Annotated in this window: 16 protein-coding genes; 9 read left to right on the top strand and 7 right to left on the bottom strand. The window is 50.7% G+C overall.

Annotation, left to right across the window (positions count from 1 at the left end):
• Window positions 1–16 precede the first annotated feature (16 nt).
• The 3 genes from HER31_RS17925 to HER31_RS17915 form a co-directional block, all read right to left on the bottom strand.
• Window positions 17–607 (bottom strand): LON peptidase substrate-binding domain-containing protein, encoded by a 591-nt coding sequence (locus HER31_RS17925; protein ID WP_168662750.1) that lies wholly within the window; start codon window positions 605–607, stop codon window positions 17–19.
• A gap of 96 nt (window positions 608–703) precedes the next feature.
• Window positions 704–901, bottom strand: coding sequence for a DUF2061 domain-containing protein (locus tag HER31_RS17920; protein ID WP_168662748.1), 198 nt, complete (start codon window positions 899–901; stop codon window positions 704–706).
• A gap of 89 nt (window positions 902–990) precedes the next feature.
• Complete coding sequence (locus tag HER31_RS17915) at window positions 991–2,040, bottom strand: alpha/beta hydrolase (protein ID WP_168662747.1); 1,050 nt, start codon at window positions 2,038–2,040, stop codon at window positions 991–993.
• Between the two features lie 505 nt (window positions 2,041–2,545).
• On the opposite strand from HER31_RS17915, the gene HER31_RS17910 reads away from it, so the two are divergent.
• From HER31_RS17910 to HER31_RS17885, 6 genes are all read left to right on the top strand, one after another.
• The gene (locus tag HER31_RS17910; RefSeq protein ID WP_168662745.1) at window positions 2,546–2,929 is read left to right on the top strand and encodes a DUF2057 family protein; all 384 of its coding nucleotides are present in this window, start codon (window positions 2,546–2,548) and stop codon (window positions 2,927–2,929) included.
• A 106-nt stretch (window positions 2,930–3,035) separates the two neighbouring features.
• Window positions 3,036–3,452 (top strand): alternative ribosome rescue aminoacyl-tRNA hydrolase ArfB, encoded by a 417-nt coding sequence (gene arfB / locus HER31_RS17905; protein WP_168662743.1) that lies wholly within the window; start codon window positions 3,036–3,038, stop codon window positions 3,450–3,452.
• 164 nt (window positions 3,453–3,616) lie between these two features.
• The gene (gene aroQ, locus HER31_RS17900; RefSeq protein ID WP_168662741.1) at window positions 3,617–4,072 is read left to right on the top strand and encodes a type II 3-dehydroquinate dehydratase; all 456 of its coding nucleotides are present in this window, start codon (window positions 3,617–3,619) and stop codon (window positions 4,070–4,072) included.
• A gap of 6 nt (window positions 4,073–4,078) precedes the next feature.
• A complete protein-coding gene (accB, locus tag HER31_RS17895) occupies window positions 4,079–4,534 on the top strand; it encodes an acetyl-CoA carboxylase biotin carboxyl carrier protein (protein WP_168662739.1) in 456 nt (151 codons plus the stop codon).
• A 10-nt stretch (window positions 4,535–4,544) separates the two neighbouring features.
• Window positions 4,545–5,891 carry an acetyl-CoA carboxylase biotin carboxylase subunit gene (accC, locus tag HER31_RS17890; protein ID WP_168662737.1) on the top strand — a complete coding sequence of 449 codons (1,347 nt, stop codon included), beginning with the start codon at window positions 4,545–4,547 and terminating at the stop codon, window positions 5,889–5,891.
• A gap of 387 nt (window positions 5,892–6,278) precedes the next feature.
• Window positions 6,279–6,791: a hypothetical protein gene (locus HER31_RS17885; protein WP_168662735.1), complete on the top strand. Its 513-nt coding sequence runs from the start codon at window positions 6,279–6,281 to the stop codon at window positions 6,789–6,791.
• 106 nt (window positions 6,792–6,897) lie between these two features.
• Here HER31_RS17885 and HER31_RS17880 read toward each other — a convergent pair whose 3' ends face one another.
• The 3 genes from HER31_RS17880 to HER31_RS17870 are packed head-to-tail and all read right to left on the bottom strand — an operon-like array spanning window position 6,898 to window position 10,273.
• On the bottom strand, window positions 6,898–7,635 hold the full coding sequence (locus tag HER31_RS17880) for a fumarate reductase iron-sulfur subunit (RefSeq protein ID WP_168662732.1): 738 nt from the start codon (window positions 7,633–7,635) through the stop codon (window positions 6,898–6,900).
• On the bottom strand, window positions 7,632–9,587 hold the full coding sequence (locus HER31_RS17875) for a fumarate reductase flavoprotein subunit (protein ID WP_168662730.1): 1,956 nt from the start codon (window positions 9,585–9,587) through the stop codon (window positions 7,632–7,634). The genes HER31_RS17880 and HER31_RS17875 overlap by 4 nt, the downstream gene beginning before the upstream one ends.
• A 14-nt stretch (window positions 9,588–9,601) precedes the next feature.
• On the bottom strand, window positions 9,602–10,273 hold the full coding sequence (locus HER31_RS17870) for a succinate dehydrogenase/fumarate reductase transmembrane subunit (RefSeq protein WP_168662728.1): 672 nt from the start codon (window positions 10,271–10,273) through the stop codon (window positions 9,602–9,604).
• 200 nt (window positions 10,274–10,473) lie between these two features.
• Between HER31_RS17870 and prmA the strand changes: the two genes are divergently transcribed.
• The 3 genes from prmA (at window position 10,474) to fis (ending at window position 12,857) form a co-directional block, all read left to right on the top strand.
• A complete protein-coding gene (gene prmA / locus HER31_RS17865) occupies window positions 10,474–11,355 on the top strand; it encodes a 50S ribosomal protein L11 methyltransferase (RefSeq protein ID WP_168662726.1) in 882 nt (293 codons plus the stop codon).
• 208 nt (window positions 11,356–11,563) lie between these two features.
• Window positions 11,564–12,529 carry a tRNA dihydrouridine synthase DusB gene (gene dusB, locus HER31_RS17860; protein WP_168662724.1) on the top strand — a complete coding sequence of 322 codons (966 nt, stop codon included), beginning with the start codon at window positions 11,564–11,566 and terminating at the stop codon, window positions 12,527–12,529.
• A 19-nt stretch (window positions 12,530–12,548) separates the two neighbouring features.
• Entirely contained in the window at window positions 12,549–12,857 is a 309-nt protein-coding gene (gene fis / locus HER31_RS17855) for a DNA-binding transcriptional regulator Fis (RefSeq protein ID WP_013343972.1), read from the top strand.
• An 82-nt stretch (window positions 12,858–12,939) separates the two neighbouring features.
• On the opposite strand, the gene HER31_RS17850 is transcribed toward fis, so the two are convergent.
• Window positions 12,940–13,392 (bottom strand): superoxide dismutase [Ni], encoded by a 453-nt coding sequence (locus HER31_RS17850; RefSeq protein WP_168662722.1) that lies wholly within the window; start codon window positions 13,390–13,392, stop codon window positions 12,940–12,942.
• Window positions 13,393–14,092 lie beyond the last annotated feature (700 nt).

Below are 14,092 nucleotides of genomic sequence, written 5' to 3'. Positions count from 1 at the left end.
GGTGGCGCCACAACTCTTAGTTGGCGCCAGATTGGTGATTTAAAATGAGCTGTAACACATAGTGCATGGTTTTACTGCAGTCTGGCTGGTCCATTAGCATCTGTTTGTCTTGCTCAACTAATGGCAGGATCTCCAACCAGCGCTGGCAAACCCAACAGGCATCGCTAAGTTCTCGCTCTGGGTACATTTGCCCGAGCGAGGGCTCTTGTTGATAGAGACGCTCTAATGCGGCCACAACCATAGAGAATGGTTGTTCGATAGGTCTTGAAGGCCAATTAAGCATAGGCAAAACCTTGCCCATCCAAACGCCATCGGCTTCGGCCCAGACCTCTGAGATACGAACTTTTTGTTGCCCTTCCACAACGACGGAAAGGGTGCCATCATCCAAGCTGGAAAAATCGACTACTCGTACCTGAGTAGCTACCGGGTAACAGGGTAGATCGCCCTCTTCTTCCCGATTCATGCATACCACCAACCATTGGTTGGGGTCTTTAAGACACTGTGCCAACATTCGCAACTGACCCGGCGTGGCCAAGCGCAACTCCTTTCGTCCCTGAGGCAACACCGGCGTATCGATTGGCAGCAGCGTGGCATCTATGCGTTTCATAGCGCCTCCTACTTTGGTATCGGTACTCTGAAAGTGTAGACAGGGTTCCTAGGTTTGGTGCAAAACCAACTAATTAAGTCAACTATTGCACTAACGCTAGGCAAGTTGCAGCGATGACTCCTGACGATTTTCAATCCGTTTCCAGACCCGCTCATGAATCGAGTAACCCACAGTGTTGACCGCTGGTTCGATAATAGCCAGTAGACCACCAACAACCAAACTTCCGGTAATCAAATAGGCCAACGCAAAGGCAATTGAAAAGTGCATAACGGCAAAAGTGATGGTCTTCAGCATGGGAACCTCAGTAACAAAATGACTATGAGCAAATGATAACAATTATCATTTGCATGTAAACCCTTTTGTTCACGATTTAACCGAATGCTTTAATCGCCTAAGCGCATTAGGCCCCGTTGGGGATCGTCCTGCAGCTGTTTAAATGCTTCAACCAGCTCATGCCCCAGTTCAACCGAGCGGTTCCAATTATCGATTCGCTGCTGATTACCCCATTTAGCAAAATCATTGCGATCCGGTAGTTTCCCCTCAGGCAAGCGAGCAATAAATTGAGCTGAAGGCACGAGCATCGCCACCTTGCGGAAGTTACTGTTGGCCCGACGCCAAGGCAGCGATTTATCAAACCAACCGGGTGCGGCATGAGGATAAAAGTGCGGATAGAGTGTTAACCCTCCCTGCTGCAGAGCGGGCAGATCCAGATGATAATCAGTAACGCCGCCGTCGTAGTAATAGCCCGGCGCCGTGCCTTCTAGGTTTGGTACTCCACGCAACACCAGCGGAATGCTGCCGGTAGCCACTAAAGCATCGATTAAACCAGTTTCGGTAAGGCGAGCGCTCTGAGTTGGTAAATCATCCAAAGCACTAAAAGGGCTTAGTAATTTGGCGTGCAACACCCAACGACGCCAAAACAAGCTCAAGGTTTTGCGTGATAGCACGTTGGCTAGCGCGCCGATTCCAGCCCCAACTGCGGCTACGGTTCGGTGTTCGCTGGCAACTAGACTGCGGCCATGACAAACAATCAGATTTAGATGTCGATGCGGGTTATCAAGCAGAGCTTGTCGTTGGCCACCGTCGAATGCAGTGGAGAGAATGCCACGGCACTGCTGCTCTACTTCAGTTTGGTTTGGCTTCGCGTCATACCACTGGTTGATATAGCCGTGCTCTAAACGTTGATGCGCCGCAGCTGGTTGCGGATGACATAAAGCAGCACAACGCCAAGCACCGGATGAGGTGCCTAAAAACGTAACTGAATGTTGCTGCGGCATAAACGACTGGATAAGGTGACGCTCCAGTGGTGCCAGTGGTAACCATTTGGGGCCGCCGCTAGCTGCAATCCACTTATCAAACAGCGCCGCTTCCAATCCGTTCTGTTCTATCTGATAGCCCGCTTCCGGCCCGACAATCAACTGCAACAACGACACAGCAACAACCTCGACATGGTGTTTAAGGCCCCACTACAGCAGCGGCCATTTGTTAAAATTTGTCGATAAACTAACGTAGTAGCCATATTCTAGGTAGTAATTTTTGTTCCCTATTCCCCATTAAAAATGCCACACCAAACGTTAACATTTGGATAAAAAACAAACTCAAGATGTTAAGGTTTGGTTGGATTACCACTTTTTCACCCATTAAATCAAAAAGTGATATACATCACGACACTACAAAACAATCAATTAAACTGGTCAATAAGTGATTGGCAGGATATTGACAATGAGCAAGGTTCAACTCACGAACTATACTCACCAATGTGTTCACTTCGGTAGCTCATGATGGTAAAACATATACAACCCTGAGCAAAAGCGGTATTGGCTTGCTCAATAAAGTGACTGTAATTGGATTAACAAAAGTCACGGGGGAATAGGGTTCATCCCGGTTTTGACGCCGACGATGTACCTTCTGGCGCTGTACGAGGAAGGAGAATCATCAATGCGCACTAAGACTCTATTGGCTACTGCAGCCACAGCTCTATTGTTAAGCACCGGCGTATCTGCAGCTCAGCTGCAACTGGGTGACGGTTTCTTTGCTACAGCAGTAAATGGCAATGAGGTTTCTGTAACAGCAGATTCACATAAGCTAACTAGCGGCAAGCAAGTGGTTACCGTTCGCTATGAAGAAAACATCATTCATAGCAGCGAGCGTAACGATTACACCGTCACTGGCCCAATGTACGTTGTCTTTGATGCTAACGATTCAGCGAACTATCAAATCGTCAAGAACGGCGACAAGTTCCAGCTGACCAGCAGCAGCGGCTCTGTCAACGCTAAGATCTACAATGGCGAGCAAGCGGTACACAATTCATTAAGCATGTAATCGGCTTAGCCTGTACCCAAAAAGCGATGCCTCGGCATCGCTTTTTATTGCCTGTTGTTTCCTCAGCAGCGACAATTCAACTCTTACTCCATATCACCATCAGGCCATGCTGCAACTTTCTGCTCGCGTTACCCTCCCTGCTCATGAAATAGAGATGCAGATGATCCGTGCTTCTGGCCCGGGTGGTCAGCACGTAAATAAAACCAGTACCGCCATCCAACTTATCTTCGATGTAAATGCCTCGAAAGCGCTGCCAGAAGCCTACAAAGAGAAGCTGCTAAGTAAGGGCCACCCGAACCTGAGTGCTAGTGGTAAGCTGATCATCAAGGCACAACAATACCGTAGCCAAGAGATGAATCGACAAGACGCACTAGAGCGACTAAAAATCATTTTATTGGAAGCAATGGTGGAACAACGCAAACGTTACGCCACCAAACCTACCCGGTCGTCACAACGGCGCCGAGTAGACAGTAAAAAGAAGCATGGCCAAACCAAAGCACTGCGAACCAAGAAATTCGACTGAATTTCCTAATTCTGCGGGGATAATGGGGAGATTAGACCAGTAAAGTGCTGCTAAATCCGAACTTGTCGTTATAATGATTCGACTTAACTGGAATGGCTCTAAAAAGTGAATGCAATTTGAACTTTGCGACACTTAGCCTATTTTTTGCTGAGGATTGCCGCAAGATGTCGTCAAATGCACACGTTTTAGTTATCAATGGACCTAATCTGAATCTGCTTGGCCGTCGTGAACCGGAAGTTTATGGCTCACAGACCTTAGCAGACATCGTGGATGCACTCGAAATAGAGGCACAACAACACGGGGTTCGGTTATCGCACGTGCAGAGCAATAGCGAAGCAGAGTTGATTGATACGATTCATCAAACCGATGCTAGCTTTATCGTTATCAATCCCGCCGCATTGACACACACCAGCGTAGCACTGCGAGATGCGCTACTGGGCGTCGCCATTCCATTTATTGAAATTCATCTATCGAACGTGCATGCCCGAGAACCTTTTCGACACCACTCGTATCTATCCGATGTGGCTGTGGGCGTGATTTGCGGTCTTGGCAGCGAAGGCTATAGCTATGCCCTCGCCTCCGCGTGCCGTTACTTAAAGAACATTGAACTACAGGATTAAGCTCCGATGGACATTCGTAAGATCAAGAAACTCATCGAACTAGTACAAGAATCTGGCATTGCCGAGCTGGAGATCACCGAAGGCGAAGAGAGCGTACGTATCTCCGCCCCAACGGCAGTTGCAGCAGCAACCTACGTTGCACCTGCCGCAGCAACTCCTGTTGCCGCAGCTCCCGTTGCCGCAGCACCTACTGCTACAACCGAGCCAGCAGAAGCAGCTGCTCCAACGGGACATCAGGTTCGTTCACCAATGGTAGGTAGCTTCTACCGCGCCGCAACTCCAGGCGCAACGCCATTTGTTGAAGTAGGCGATACCGTCAATGTTGGCGATACCCTGTGCATCATCGAAGCGATGAAGATGATGAACCAAATCGAAGCGGATAAAGCTGGCGTAGTAAAAGCCATCTTAGCCGATAACGGTGACCCAATTGAGTTTGATGAACCACTGTTCATCATCGAATAAGGAATCGACCATGTTGGATAAAGTGGTCATCGCCAACCGTGGCGAAATTGCCCTTCGAATTCTGCGCGCTTGCCGCGAGTTGGGGATCAAAACCGTCGCAGTGCACTCCACTGCTGATCGCGATCTCAAGCACGTACTGCTAGCCGATGAAACCATCTGTATCGGTAAAGCTCCGGCGACCGAGAGCTACCTAAACGTACCGGCATTGATCGCCGCTGCGGAAGTGACCGATGCTATCGCCATCCATCCCGGCTACGGCTTCTTGTCTGAAAACGCGGACTTTGCCGATCAGGTAGAGAAAAGTGGTTTCATCTTTATTGGTCCAAAGGCCGAGACCATCCGCATCATGGGCGATAAAGTCGCAGCTATCGATGCGATGAAAAAAGCCGGTGTACCTTGTGTTCCAGGTTCGGACGGCCCGCTAGGCGACGACAATGACTTCAACCTACAGTGCGCCAAACGCATTGGCTACCCGGTTATCATCAAGGCCGCTGGTGGCGGTGGTGGTCGTGGTATGCGCGTGGTTCGTAAAGAGTCAGAGCTGATTGAAGCCATCGCCATTACCAAGTCTGAAGCGGGCAGCTTCTTTGGTAACGATGTGGTCTACATGGAGAAATTCCTAGAGAACCCACGTCACATCGAAGTGCAGGTATTGGCTGATGGTCAAGGCAACGCCATTCACTTAGGCGAGCGCGATTGCTCCATGCAGCGTCGCCACCAGAAGGTCGTTGAAGAAGCTCCGGCACCGGGGATCACCGAGCAGATGCGCAAGTTCATCGGCGAGCGCTGCTCCCGTGCCTGTATCGAGATTGGTTATCGCGGTGCTGGCACCTTTGAATTCCTATTCGAAAACGGCGAGTTCTACTTTATTGAGATGAACACCCGCATTCAGGTAGAGCACCCAGTAACCGAGATGGTCACCGGCGTCGATCTGATCAAAGAGCAGCTGCGCATTGCCGCTGGTCAGCCGTTATCGATGACCCAAGATGATGTGAAGATCAATGGCCACGCCATTGAGTGTCGTATCAACGCTGAAGACTCCGATACCTTTATGCCAAGCCCGGGTAAGATCGAGCACTTCCATCCACCAGGTGGCATGGGTATTCGCTGGGACAGCCACATCTATGCTGGCTACAGCGTACCACCTCACTACGACTCGATGATTGGCAAGCTGATCACCTTCGGTGAAAACCGTGGGATCGCCATTGCGCGTATGCGTAACGCCCTAAGCGAATTGGTTGTTAGCGGCATTAAGACTAATACCAAACTGCAAGGTCGTATTATGGACGACGAGAATTTCCAAAACGGTGGCACCAATATCCACTACTTGGAGAAGAAGCTAGACGCCGAATCTTAAGCAGACTTTTAGATTCTGATACCTAAACCGCAAACCTTAATAAACAAGGGTTTGCGGTTTTTTTATGCTCTGATACTTTTTAATCAACATCAGTGACTTTGGGCTAATTTGGGCTGTGTACCAACTAAGTGTTGTTCTTTCCAAGGCTGTTAAAGCACTGGCTAGGCGAGTCGCGATACCAAGGGTAAAGCACTACCGCTATTGATCTTCTGCCGCATTGGAGCAGTTCAGCGAAGCGTTTTTTATTGCCCTGTAGCTGCCACCGCCCTAACAGCCTACAAAGCCATTGCAAGACACTAGCCATTTCCTATAGTTTAAAAGTGTAAACAGTAAGTTAAATAGAACTTGCTGCCGATTTAAGTGCGGATACTAGCAGGAGGTGTAACTATGGCTATCACCACAGGGAAGGTCGTTACCACTTTGGCATGCACTATCGGCTTAAGTGGCTGTATTGGTGCAGTAATGCCGGAGCCAACGCTTACAACTCAACAGTTCGAACTGCCTAACGTTTACCGTGCCGACCTCTATCAAAACGTACGGTTAGAGCTGGTGCCGATGCCGCGGCCAAGCTCCAACAGTGACGACCAAGCCGAAGCACTGTTTGCTCAGCAGATTGAGCAGATGTTGGCGCAGCAGCTGCTGCTCAACCCCTACGGCCGCTATGAGTTACGAGCGCAGTTCCAACAACCACACAGCACGGTATGGGGCAATGTTGCCATCGCTAAGGTACATTACACCCTTACCGATTCGCACACTTCCACCACCTTTATCGACCAAGCCATTACAGGGGTTGGCACTAACATCCACCCATTTATGACCAGCCAGATCAGCGCTAGCACCTCCCGTGCTGTTGAAGATAATATTGCCCGTGTAGCGGTAGCGTTTGCTGGCAGCTATTAATCGCTGCCGCAGCTTCAGCCAACCACCGAGATCACGCACAGGTGAACAACAGTAGCAGCAACAAAAACGCCACCTTGCGGTGGCGTTCACTTACCCCATCGCGGGGCTAGATGATCCGATCTGGATTCAACGCCAACTTACGGCGCAGATAGCTGATCTGCATCTGCAGGTTTAGCCCTTTCGGACAGGCATCAGCACAACCGAGCAGGGTCATACAGCCAAACACACCATCGTCGCCACCAAGCACATGATAGAAATCATCTGGGCCGCGGCCGTCGCGCTCATCCAAGGTGAATCGGGCGATCTTATTCAGTCCCACAGCACCGATGAAGGTGTCGCGCATCTGCGCCGTGGCGCAAGCAGAAACACAGCAACCGCATTCAATACAACGCTCAGACTCGTAGATCATCTCGGCAGTTTGCGGCTCCATAGTGGCCTCAACTGCATCGAAGCTACGCTCTGCCCCAGCAGGAACTAACCAGCCTTGTAAACGCTCGCTAAGGGAGCGCATAAACTTACCGGTATTGACCGACAGATCGCCGATCAACTCAAACCCTGGCAGTGGCATCAGCTTGATCTTGCCAGATTTGAACTGGCTGGTTAGGGTCTTACACGCCAACGTCGGCATGCCATTAATCACCATGGCGCAACTACCGCAAACCCCAGCACGACAAACAAAATCGAACTGCAACGACCGATCCTGCTCTTTGCGCAGCTGGTTGAGGGCAATAAATACCGTCATTCCCGGAGCTTCAGTTAACTCGAAGGTTTGCATCCGCGCACTGTCATTGGGATGTTGTGGATCGCAGCGGAAGATCTCAAAGGTAATAGTACGGCCGGTCATTTGCCCACTCCTCGACGTTGGTTGGGCTGGCTCAGCAGCGTTGGTAACTCATAAGGCATCAGCGCTTGTTGCCGCTCTTGCTCAGTTGCATCAGGGTATTGCTGTTGCCACTGCTCTACTTGCGCTAAACGGACCGCGCTGTCTGGGTGAGCAATGGTATTGTCTTCACCATAACCGCGGAACCCCGGCGGCAGCTCCATTTTACTGATATCAATGGCTTCGTAGCTCAACTCGGCAGCATCATTACGCCAGTGCACCATGGTGCGCTTAAGCCACTCATTGTCGTTACGTTGTGGGTAATCTTCGCGCGCGTGAGCACCACGAGATTCGGTTCGGGCAAGGGCACCTTTGGCCACAGCAACCGCCAACTTCAGCATCTTGCGAACGCGCAGTGCTTCCACTAATTCTGGGTTGCTGTGTCGGGTGCGGTTATGCAATTTCAATTCACTGGCTTGGCGCTGCAATTGCTCTAACTCGACGACAGCTTGTTCAAGCTCGGTGCCGGTGCGGAAGATCCCCACCTTGTCCATCATGATCTGTTCCATCTGCTCGCGCAAATCATACGGGTCATTGCCCTGCTCAGCTTGCAACAAGGCATCAATTTCAGCGGCTACTGCATGCCAATGAGGTACAGCTACCGCTTCCTCTGGTGCATCGGTTTGCTTAGCCGCGGCTGCAACGTGCTCGCCAATGATCATGCCACCAACCACAGTTTCGGCTAATGAGTTACCGCCTAAGCGATTAAAACCGTGCAGATCCCAACAGGCCGCTTCACCCACGGCAAACAGGCCAGCTAAACCATAGGCTTCGCCCTTCTCGTTGGTGCGAATTCCGCCCATGGAATAGTGTTGAGTTGGGCGAACTGGGATCCAATCTTTGGCAGGATCTATACCGAGGAAGTTATTACAGATGTCTTTTACTTCCCGCAGGTTCTTATCGATATGCGCGGCGCCCAGCTGGGTGATGTCCAGCCATAGGTGTTCACCGTAAGGGCTTTTAACCCCTTTGCCGGTGCGCATGTGCTCGGTCATACGGCGTGACACTACATCGCGGGAGGCAAGCTCTTTCTTTTCCGGTTCATAGTCCGGCATAAAGCGATGCCCATCGACATCGCGTAGCACGCCGCCATCACCTCGGCAGCCTTCGGTAACCAAGATCCCAGCAGGGACAATCGCAGTTGGGTGAAACTGTACCGCCTCCGGATTACCAATCGGTACTAAGCCGGTTTCCAGAGCCATACTGGTACCAGTGCCTTCGCAAATCAGAGCATTGGTTGAGGCCGACCAGAGCCGCCCATAACCGCCGCTGCAGATGGTGGTGGTTTTGGCTAGATAGGCAATCAACTCGCCGCTCACTAAGTCGCGGACAATAGCCCCCTGACAACGCTGACCATCGTGGATCAACTGCAGTGCTTCAACCCGCTCATGCACCTCAATGCCGGCGGCAATGGCCTTGTTGTCCATCGCGTACAACAACGAGTGGCCGGTTCCGTCAGAGGTGTAACAAGTACGCCAATGCTTGGTGCCGCCAAAATCGCGAGCGTGAATCAAACCATGGGTCTGCACCGCCTCTTTAATGGTGGTGGTTTTGCCGTTAATCACCGCTTGCCGAGGGCCCGCTTTAATACGGCTCCAAGGCACGCCCCACTCCGCTGACTGCCGTACCGCTTTCGGAGCGACATGAGCAAACATGCGTGCAACGGTTTGATCGCAGCCCCAGTCTGAGCCTTTAACGGTATCGATAAAGTGAGCGGTTTCGTCATCACCTTGGCTCTTAACGCTGTTTCCCAAGCTGGCCTGCATCCCCCCTTGGGCAGCCGACGAATGTGAGCGCTTAGCAGGTACCAAAGAGAGTACCGTGGCTTGCTGCCCTTGCGCTTGGCACGCCAGTGCAACCCTAAGCCCAGCGAGGCCAGCGCCGATGATCAACGCGTCCGTGGTTATGGTTTTCATTTATAGGACTCCGTTCAAGCCTGCAAGCCGTTGTAGATGTGCATCAATAGGCTAGCGGTGCCTAACACAATCAAATAAACAGTTACGCCGCGAGTAATACTGCGGCCGAAAAAGCGCGGTTCTGAAATAGGACACCACTTTAACCACAGCCGAGTAATGCCTGCGGTAGCATGGATAATCGATAACGGCATTAATAAGCCATACAGTAACCAACCGCCGTCATAAACAATGCGCGCGGCAGATTGCTCAGAGCCGATCTGCTCGGGGATCACCATCATGGTGATGAGGTGGATAGGAATAAGTAGCAGCATTGCTAAACCACTGTAGAGCTGCCAACGCCACAAGCGGGTACCGCCGTGGTTCACCACCAGGCCATGCTCACGCAGCTTACGATATTGCGCCAGTTTAACCGGGATTTTGCGGCTTACAGCATAGACATGTAGCAATACAATAAACATCAATATCGCCGCTGCAATCACCACCAAAAAACTGTAACCGTGCCCAGTTGGATCGGCCCAGCCAGCGTGCAAAAATGACGCCATCGCATCAAACGCCTCTTTACCAAACAGAATACTGGCTTCGAGGTGAAGGTGCAGTAGTAAAAATAGAGTCAAAATAGCGCCGGTGACACCTTGAGCCACCTCTCTCTTAGCGGCGCGACGATCGGGTTGAACGCTTGGCTGCATCTTTTCCACATCCGAAATTGAGTTGAAGTAAATTCTACGTAACAAAGTTTAAGCCAAATATGATCATGATCATGCTGCCAACCATAAAACGGTACGGTAATCACACCACGTGACGATAATCACACCGAAAAAGCCGCTGCGACTGCAGCCATTTACGTTTACAATTCGGCAATTCCTTAAGCAATTCCAATGAGACTCCCATGGCCTGGATCCAAATTCGACTAAACGCCACTTCTGAAACCGCTGAGATCATCGGTGATCATCTAGTGGAAACCGGTGCGGTATCGGTCACCTTCCTCGACTCCCAAGACACACCGGTGTTTGAGCCACTGCCGGGCGAAACCCGCTTGTGGGGTGATACCGACGTAGTTGGCTTGTACGACGCCATTACCGACATGGAGCCTGTAGTAGCCAAGCTGAAGCAACTACCGGAACTTGCTAATCAACTGGTGTTTAAGGTTGAAGCGCTGGAAGACAAAGATTGGGAACGCGAATGGATGGACAACTTCCATCCGATGAAGTTCGGTAATCGTCTGTGGATTTGTCCGAGCTGGCGCGAAGCTCCTGAACCTAACGCGGTAAATGTACTGCTTGATCCTGGCCTAGCGTTCGGCACCGGTACTCATCCAACCACCGCCCTTTGTTTAACTTGGTTGGACGGCCAAGATCTATCAGACAAGCAGGTTGTTGATTTCGGTTGCGGCTCTGGGATCCTAGCGATTGCGGCGATCAAGCTTGGCGCCAAAGACGTTATCGGCTTGGATATCGATCCTCAGGCGCTAACCGCCTCGATGGATAACGCCAACCGTAATGGCATTAAAGATAAGCTCACTGTGTACCTACCAAAGGATCAGCCGACAGATCTGCAAGTTGATGTTGTGGTTGCCAACATCTTGGCTGGGCCACTGCGTGAGTTGGCGCCAGTTATCAGTGCCTTGGTAAAAACCGGTGGTGAGTTGGCTTTGTCCGGTTTGCTGCAAGAGCAAGCGGAAGAGCTGCGTGAAATCTACGGCCAATGGTTCGATTTGAACCCGACTGCAGTAGAAGGCGATTGGTGTCGTTTAGACGGCCGCAAACGCTAACAACTCACTGGTAAGTATAAAAAACCAGCAATTTATGCAAAACCACGGAAGTGAGTAACCGCTAACGTGGTTTTGCAGAGCCAATCAGCATTGTGCAAAAGAAAGTCAAGTGTATTAATTTGCGCTGAGTTCATTTTCTAACCTTCCCACCACCGCAAAAAAAGAGTAATATTCGCTCCCTCGTTTCGGACCTGGTTAAAAAGTGACTATGCAAATTGGACCCTATCAACTGGAAAATCAGCTGATCGTGGCACCAATGGCTGGTGTTACGGACTTACCTTTTCGTCAGTTATGCCGCCGCTTAGGGGCTGGACTGGCCGTGAGTGAGATGCTCTCTTCTAACCCTGAGGTATGGAAGACCGAGAAATCGATGTCACGCATGGACCACACTAATGAAAGTGGGATCCGATCCGTTCAAATCGCTGGTTGTGAACCGGAGTTGATGGCTCAAGCTGCTCGTTTCAATGTGGAGCGTGGCGCCCAAATCATCGACATCAATATGGGTTGCCCAGCAAAAAAAGTTAATAAGAAGTTGGCAGGTTCTGCCTTGCTTCGCCACCCGGAACTGGTGGGCCAAATCTGTACAGCAGTCGCTAACGCGGTTGATGTGCCGGTTACCCTCAAGATCCGAACCGGTTGGGATCCGGAAAACCGTAATGGTGTCGACATCGCTCGTATTGCCGAGCAAAGTGGCATCGCTGCTCTCGCCGTGCATGGTCGAACACGACAATGCATGTACAAAGGCGAAGCTGAGTACGACACCATTGCGGCCATTAAGAATGCCATCTCGATACCCGTTGTTGCCAATGGCGACATCGACAGTCCTGAGAAGGCGCGCCAAGTATTGGATATGACTGGCGTAGACGGCCTTATGATAGGCCGCCCTGCGCAGGGTCGACCGTGGATTTTCCGCGAAATAGCCCACTACTTAGCGACCGGAGAACATCTGCCAGAGCCCTCGTTGCAAGAGCGCTGGCAGCTGATGCAGGAACACCTGCAGCAGTTACACGAGTTTTACGGGGACGAGCGCGGTATGCGCATCGCTCGTAAACACGTGGGTTGGTATCTCGATAACCAACAACAACCGGATTTAAGACGCCAATTCAATCAACTTGAATCGGCAACGGCACAGCGAGAAGCCTTAGCCAGCTTTTTCGAAGTAAACAATATTTAAGAGACAGAGCGAAGACAGTATGTTTGATCAGCAGAACTCCTTTTCTGAAGCGCACCAACTGACCGTTGGCCAAATCGAGACCCCAAACGGCACTGTAAAGCCACAGCTGTTACGTGATTCTGTAAAACGTGCAGTAAGCAACTACTTTGCCCAACTGGATGGCCAAGAAGCCTCTGAAGTTTACGAAATGGTACTGTGTGAAGTTGAACAGCCGTTGCTGGACATCGTTATGCAATACACTCGCGGAAACCAAACCCGCGCTGCTAACATTCTAGGCATCAACCGCGGTACGCTGCGCAAGAAGCTGAAGAAGTACGGCATGAACTAAAATCAAACCAATAAGGTTTGATTTAAAAAGGGCTTACATTAATTTGTAGGCCCTTTTTTATTGTCTGTAAAAGCTGAAAGTATCAGTGTTTGTGCTCTGGGTAGTATGGCAGTAGCGCCTTAACCTTATTCTCTAGGTCGTCAACATACTTGCTGTCGGCGTTTTGCTTCACCTTCATCGCAGCTACAATCACCGCGTGGTGCTTCTGCAAGCGTTCCGCGTAATCTTTTTGATCGGCCTTCACGCGCTGAGTAAGAAAGTAATCGCTGATAGTGGCAATCACATTTTGAGCGTGCTGCTCCTTATTCATCACCCAACGAACCAGTTGGTTGCTGGACTGGGCATCTTTTTTGCCAGCGAGCTGACCAACCTGTGCCACCGCTTTGCGGGTGGTTGCCACGTCTTGCAGCATCTCTTGCACCTTAGCGTGGTCGTCGTAGATCCCGCACGGGATCTGGCAATGGCTAAATGCGCTTGGAACCATGGCAAAAAACGTGACCGCAGCAAATACGGCAGCCTGTAGTTGTTTCTTCATTATCAACAATCTCCTTACTATCGAAAAATCGGCTCAGCAGCACCGTCATCGAGAAAGTTACGGCAAGGACTATTACAGTCGTAACAGTACCAAGCTCAAAAACACTCCTACGGGGCTCTATCAACCATAGACTAATCCGTTATCGTCACGTCGTTTGGCATCGATTTAACCTTACTGACACTGCTCCTACCCGTTATCACCGCCGCTTCCACTGCCAACCGCGAGAAAGCAAACCATCGATCGTACCTGGCTGTTGATACCGCGAATAAACTCAGACAGCATCAATCCCAACAACAAACTGAGCAAACCAAGTATTAACCCAGCGACGGCAACAATACTACTGCGACTACAACTCCGACACCTGTTCCAGTTATCAGCCACAACGATTAGCTAATAGGATTTGACAAAACCTACTTAAATCCAAGATCTTGTACCTATTGGTTGGCTGTGTACCCACTAAGTGTTGTTCTTTCCAATGCTGTTAAAGCACCGACTAGGCGAATTCTGATACAAGCGGAAAGCACTACTGCCGCATTGGAGCAGTCCAGCGAAGTGTTTGGGACAGCGACCTAAGGCAAGGGGGGATTCTAAAGGGGCGAAGCTCCCCTTTGCGTGCTGTCGCCACCGCGACATAACCCCTTAAGAGTACTGCAATAGGTAGAGCCGAGGGCTTGATATAAACCTCAACACTTAACTGTGA

The organism is Ferrimonas lipolytica, assembly GCF_012295575.1.
In the GTDB taxonomy this organism is placed as follows: domain Bacteria; phylum Pseudomonadota; class Gammaproteobacteria; order Enterobacterales; family Shewanellaceae; genus Ferrimonas; species Ferrimonas lipolytica.
Note: the sequence above shows the minus strand (reverse complement) of the source record. Positions and strands in the feature narration are given on the sequence as shown.

Coding starts and splice junctions, on each gene's coding strand:
- aroQ (WP_168662741.1), top strand. CDS start 3,617: ATGTCGTCAAATGCACACGTTTTAGTTATCAATGGACCTAATCTGAAT.
- HER31_RS17870 (WP_168662728.1), bottom strand. CDS start 10,273: ATGCAGCCAAGCGTTCAACCCGATCGTCGCGCCGCTAAGAGAGAGGTG.
- HER31_RS17850 (WP_168662722.1), bottom strand. CDS start 13,392: ATGAAGAAACAACTACAGGCTGCCGTATTTGCTGCGGTCACGTTTTTT.
- fis (WP_013343972.1), top strand. CDS start 12,549: ATGTTTGATCAGCAGAACTCCTTTTCTGAAGCGCACCAACTGACCGTT.
- dusB (WP_168662724.1), top strand. CDS start 11,564: ATGCAAATTGGACCCTATCAACTGGAAAATCAGCTGATCGTGGCACCA.
- HER31_RS17875 (WP_168662730.1), bottom strand. CDS start 9,587: ATGAAAACCATAACCACGGACGCGTTGATCATCGGCGCTGGCCTCGCT.
- arfB (WP_168662743.1), top strand. CDS start 3,036: ATGCTGCAACTTTCTGCTCGCGTTACCCTCCCTGCTCATGAAATAGAG.
- HER31_RS17920 (WP_168662748.1), bottom strand. CDS start 901: ATGCTGAAGACCATCACTTTTGCCGTTATGCACTTTTCAATTGCCTTT.
- HER31_RS17925 (WP_168662750.1), bottom strand. CDS start 607: ATGAAACGCATAGATGCCACGCTGCTGCCAATCGATACGCCGGTGTTG.
- accB (WP_168662739.1), top strand. CDS start 4,079: ATGGACATTCGTAAGATCAAGAAACTCATCGAACTAGTACAAGAATCT.
- prmA (WP_168662726.1), top strand. CDS start 10,474: ATGGCCTGGATCCAAATTCGACTAAACGCCACTTCTGAAACCGCTGAG.
- HER31_RS17880 (WP_168662732.1), bottom strand. CDS start 7,635: ATGACCGGCCGTACTATTACCTTTGAGATCTTCCGCTGCGATCCACAA.
- accC (WP_168662737.1), top strand. CDS start 4,545: ATGTTGGATAAAGTGGTCATCGCCAACCGTGGCGAAATTGCCCTTCGA.
- HER31_RS17910 (WP_168662745.1), top strand. CDS start 2,546: ATGCGCACTAAGACTCTATTGGCTACTGCAGCCACAGCTCTATTGTTA.
- HER31_RS17885 (WP_168662735.1), top strand. CDS start 6,279: ATGGCTATCACCACAGGGAAGGTCGTTACCACTTTGGCATGCACTATC.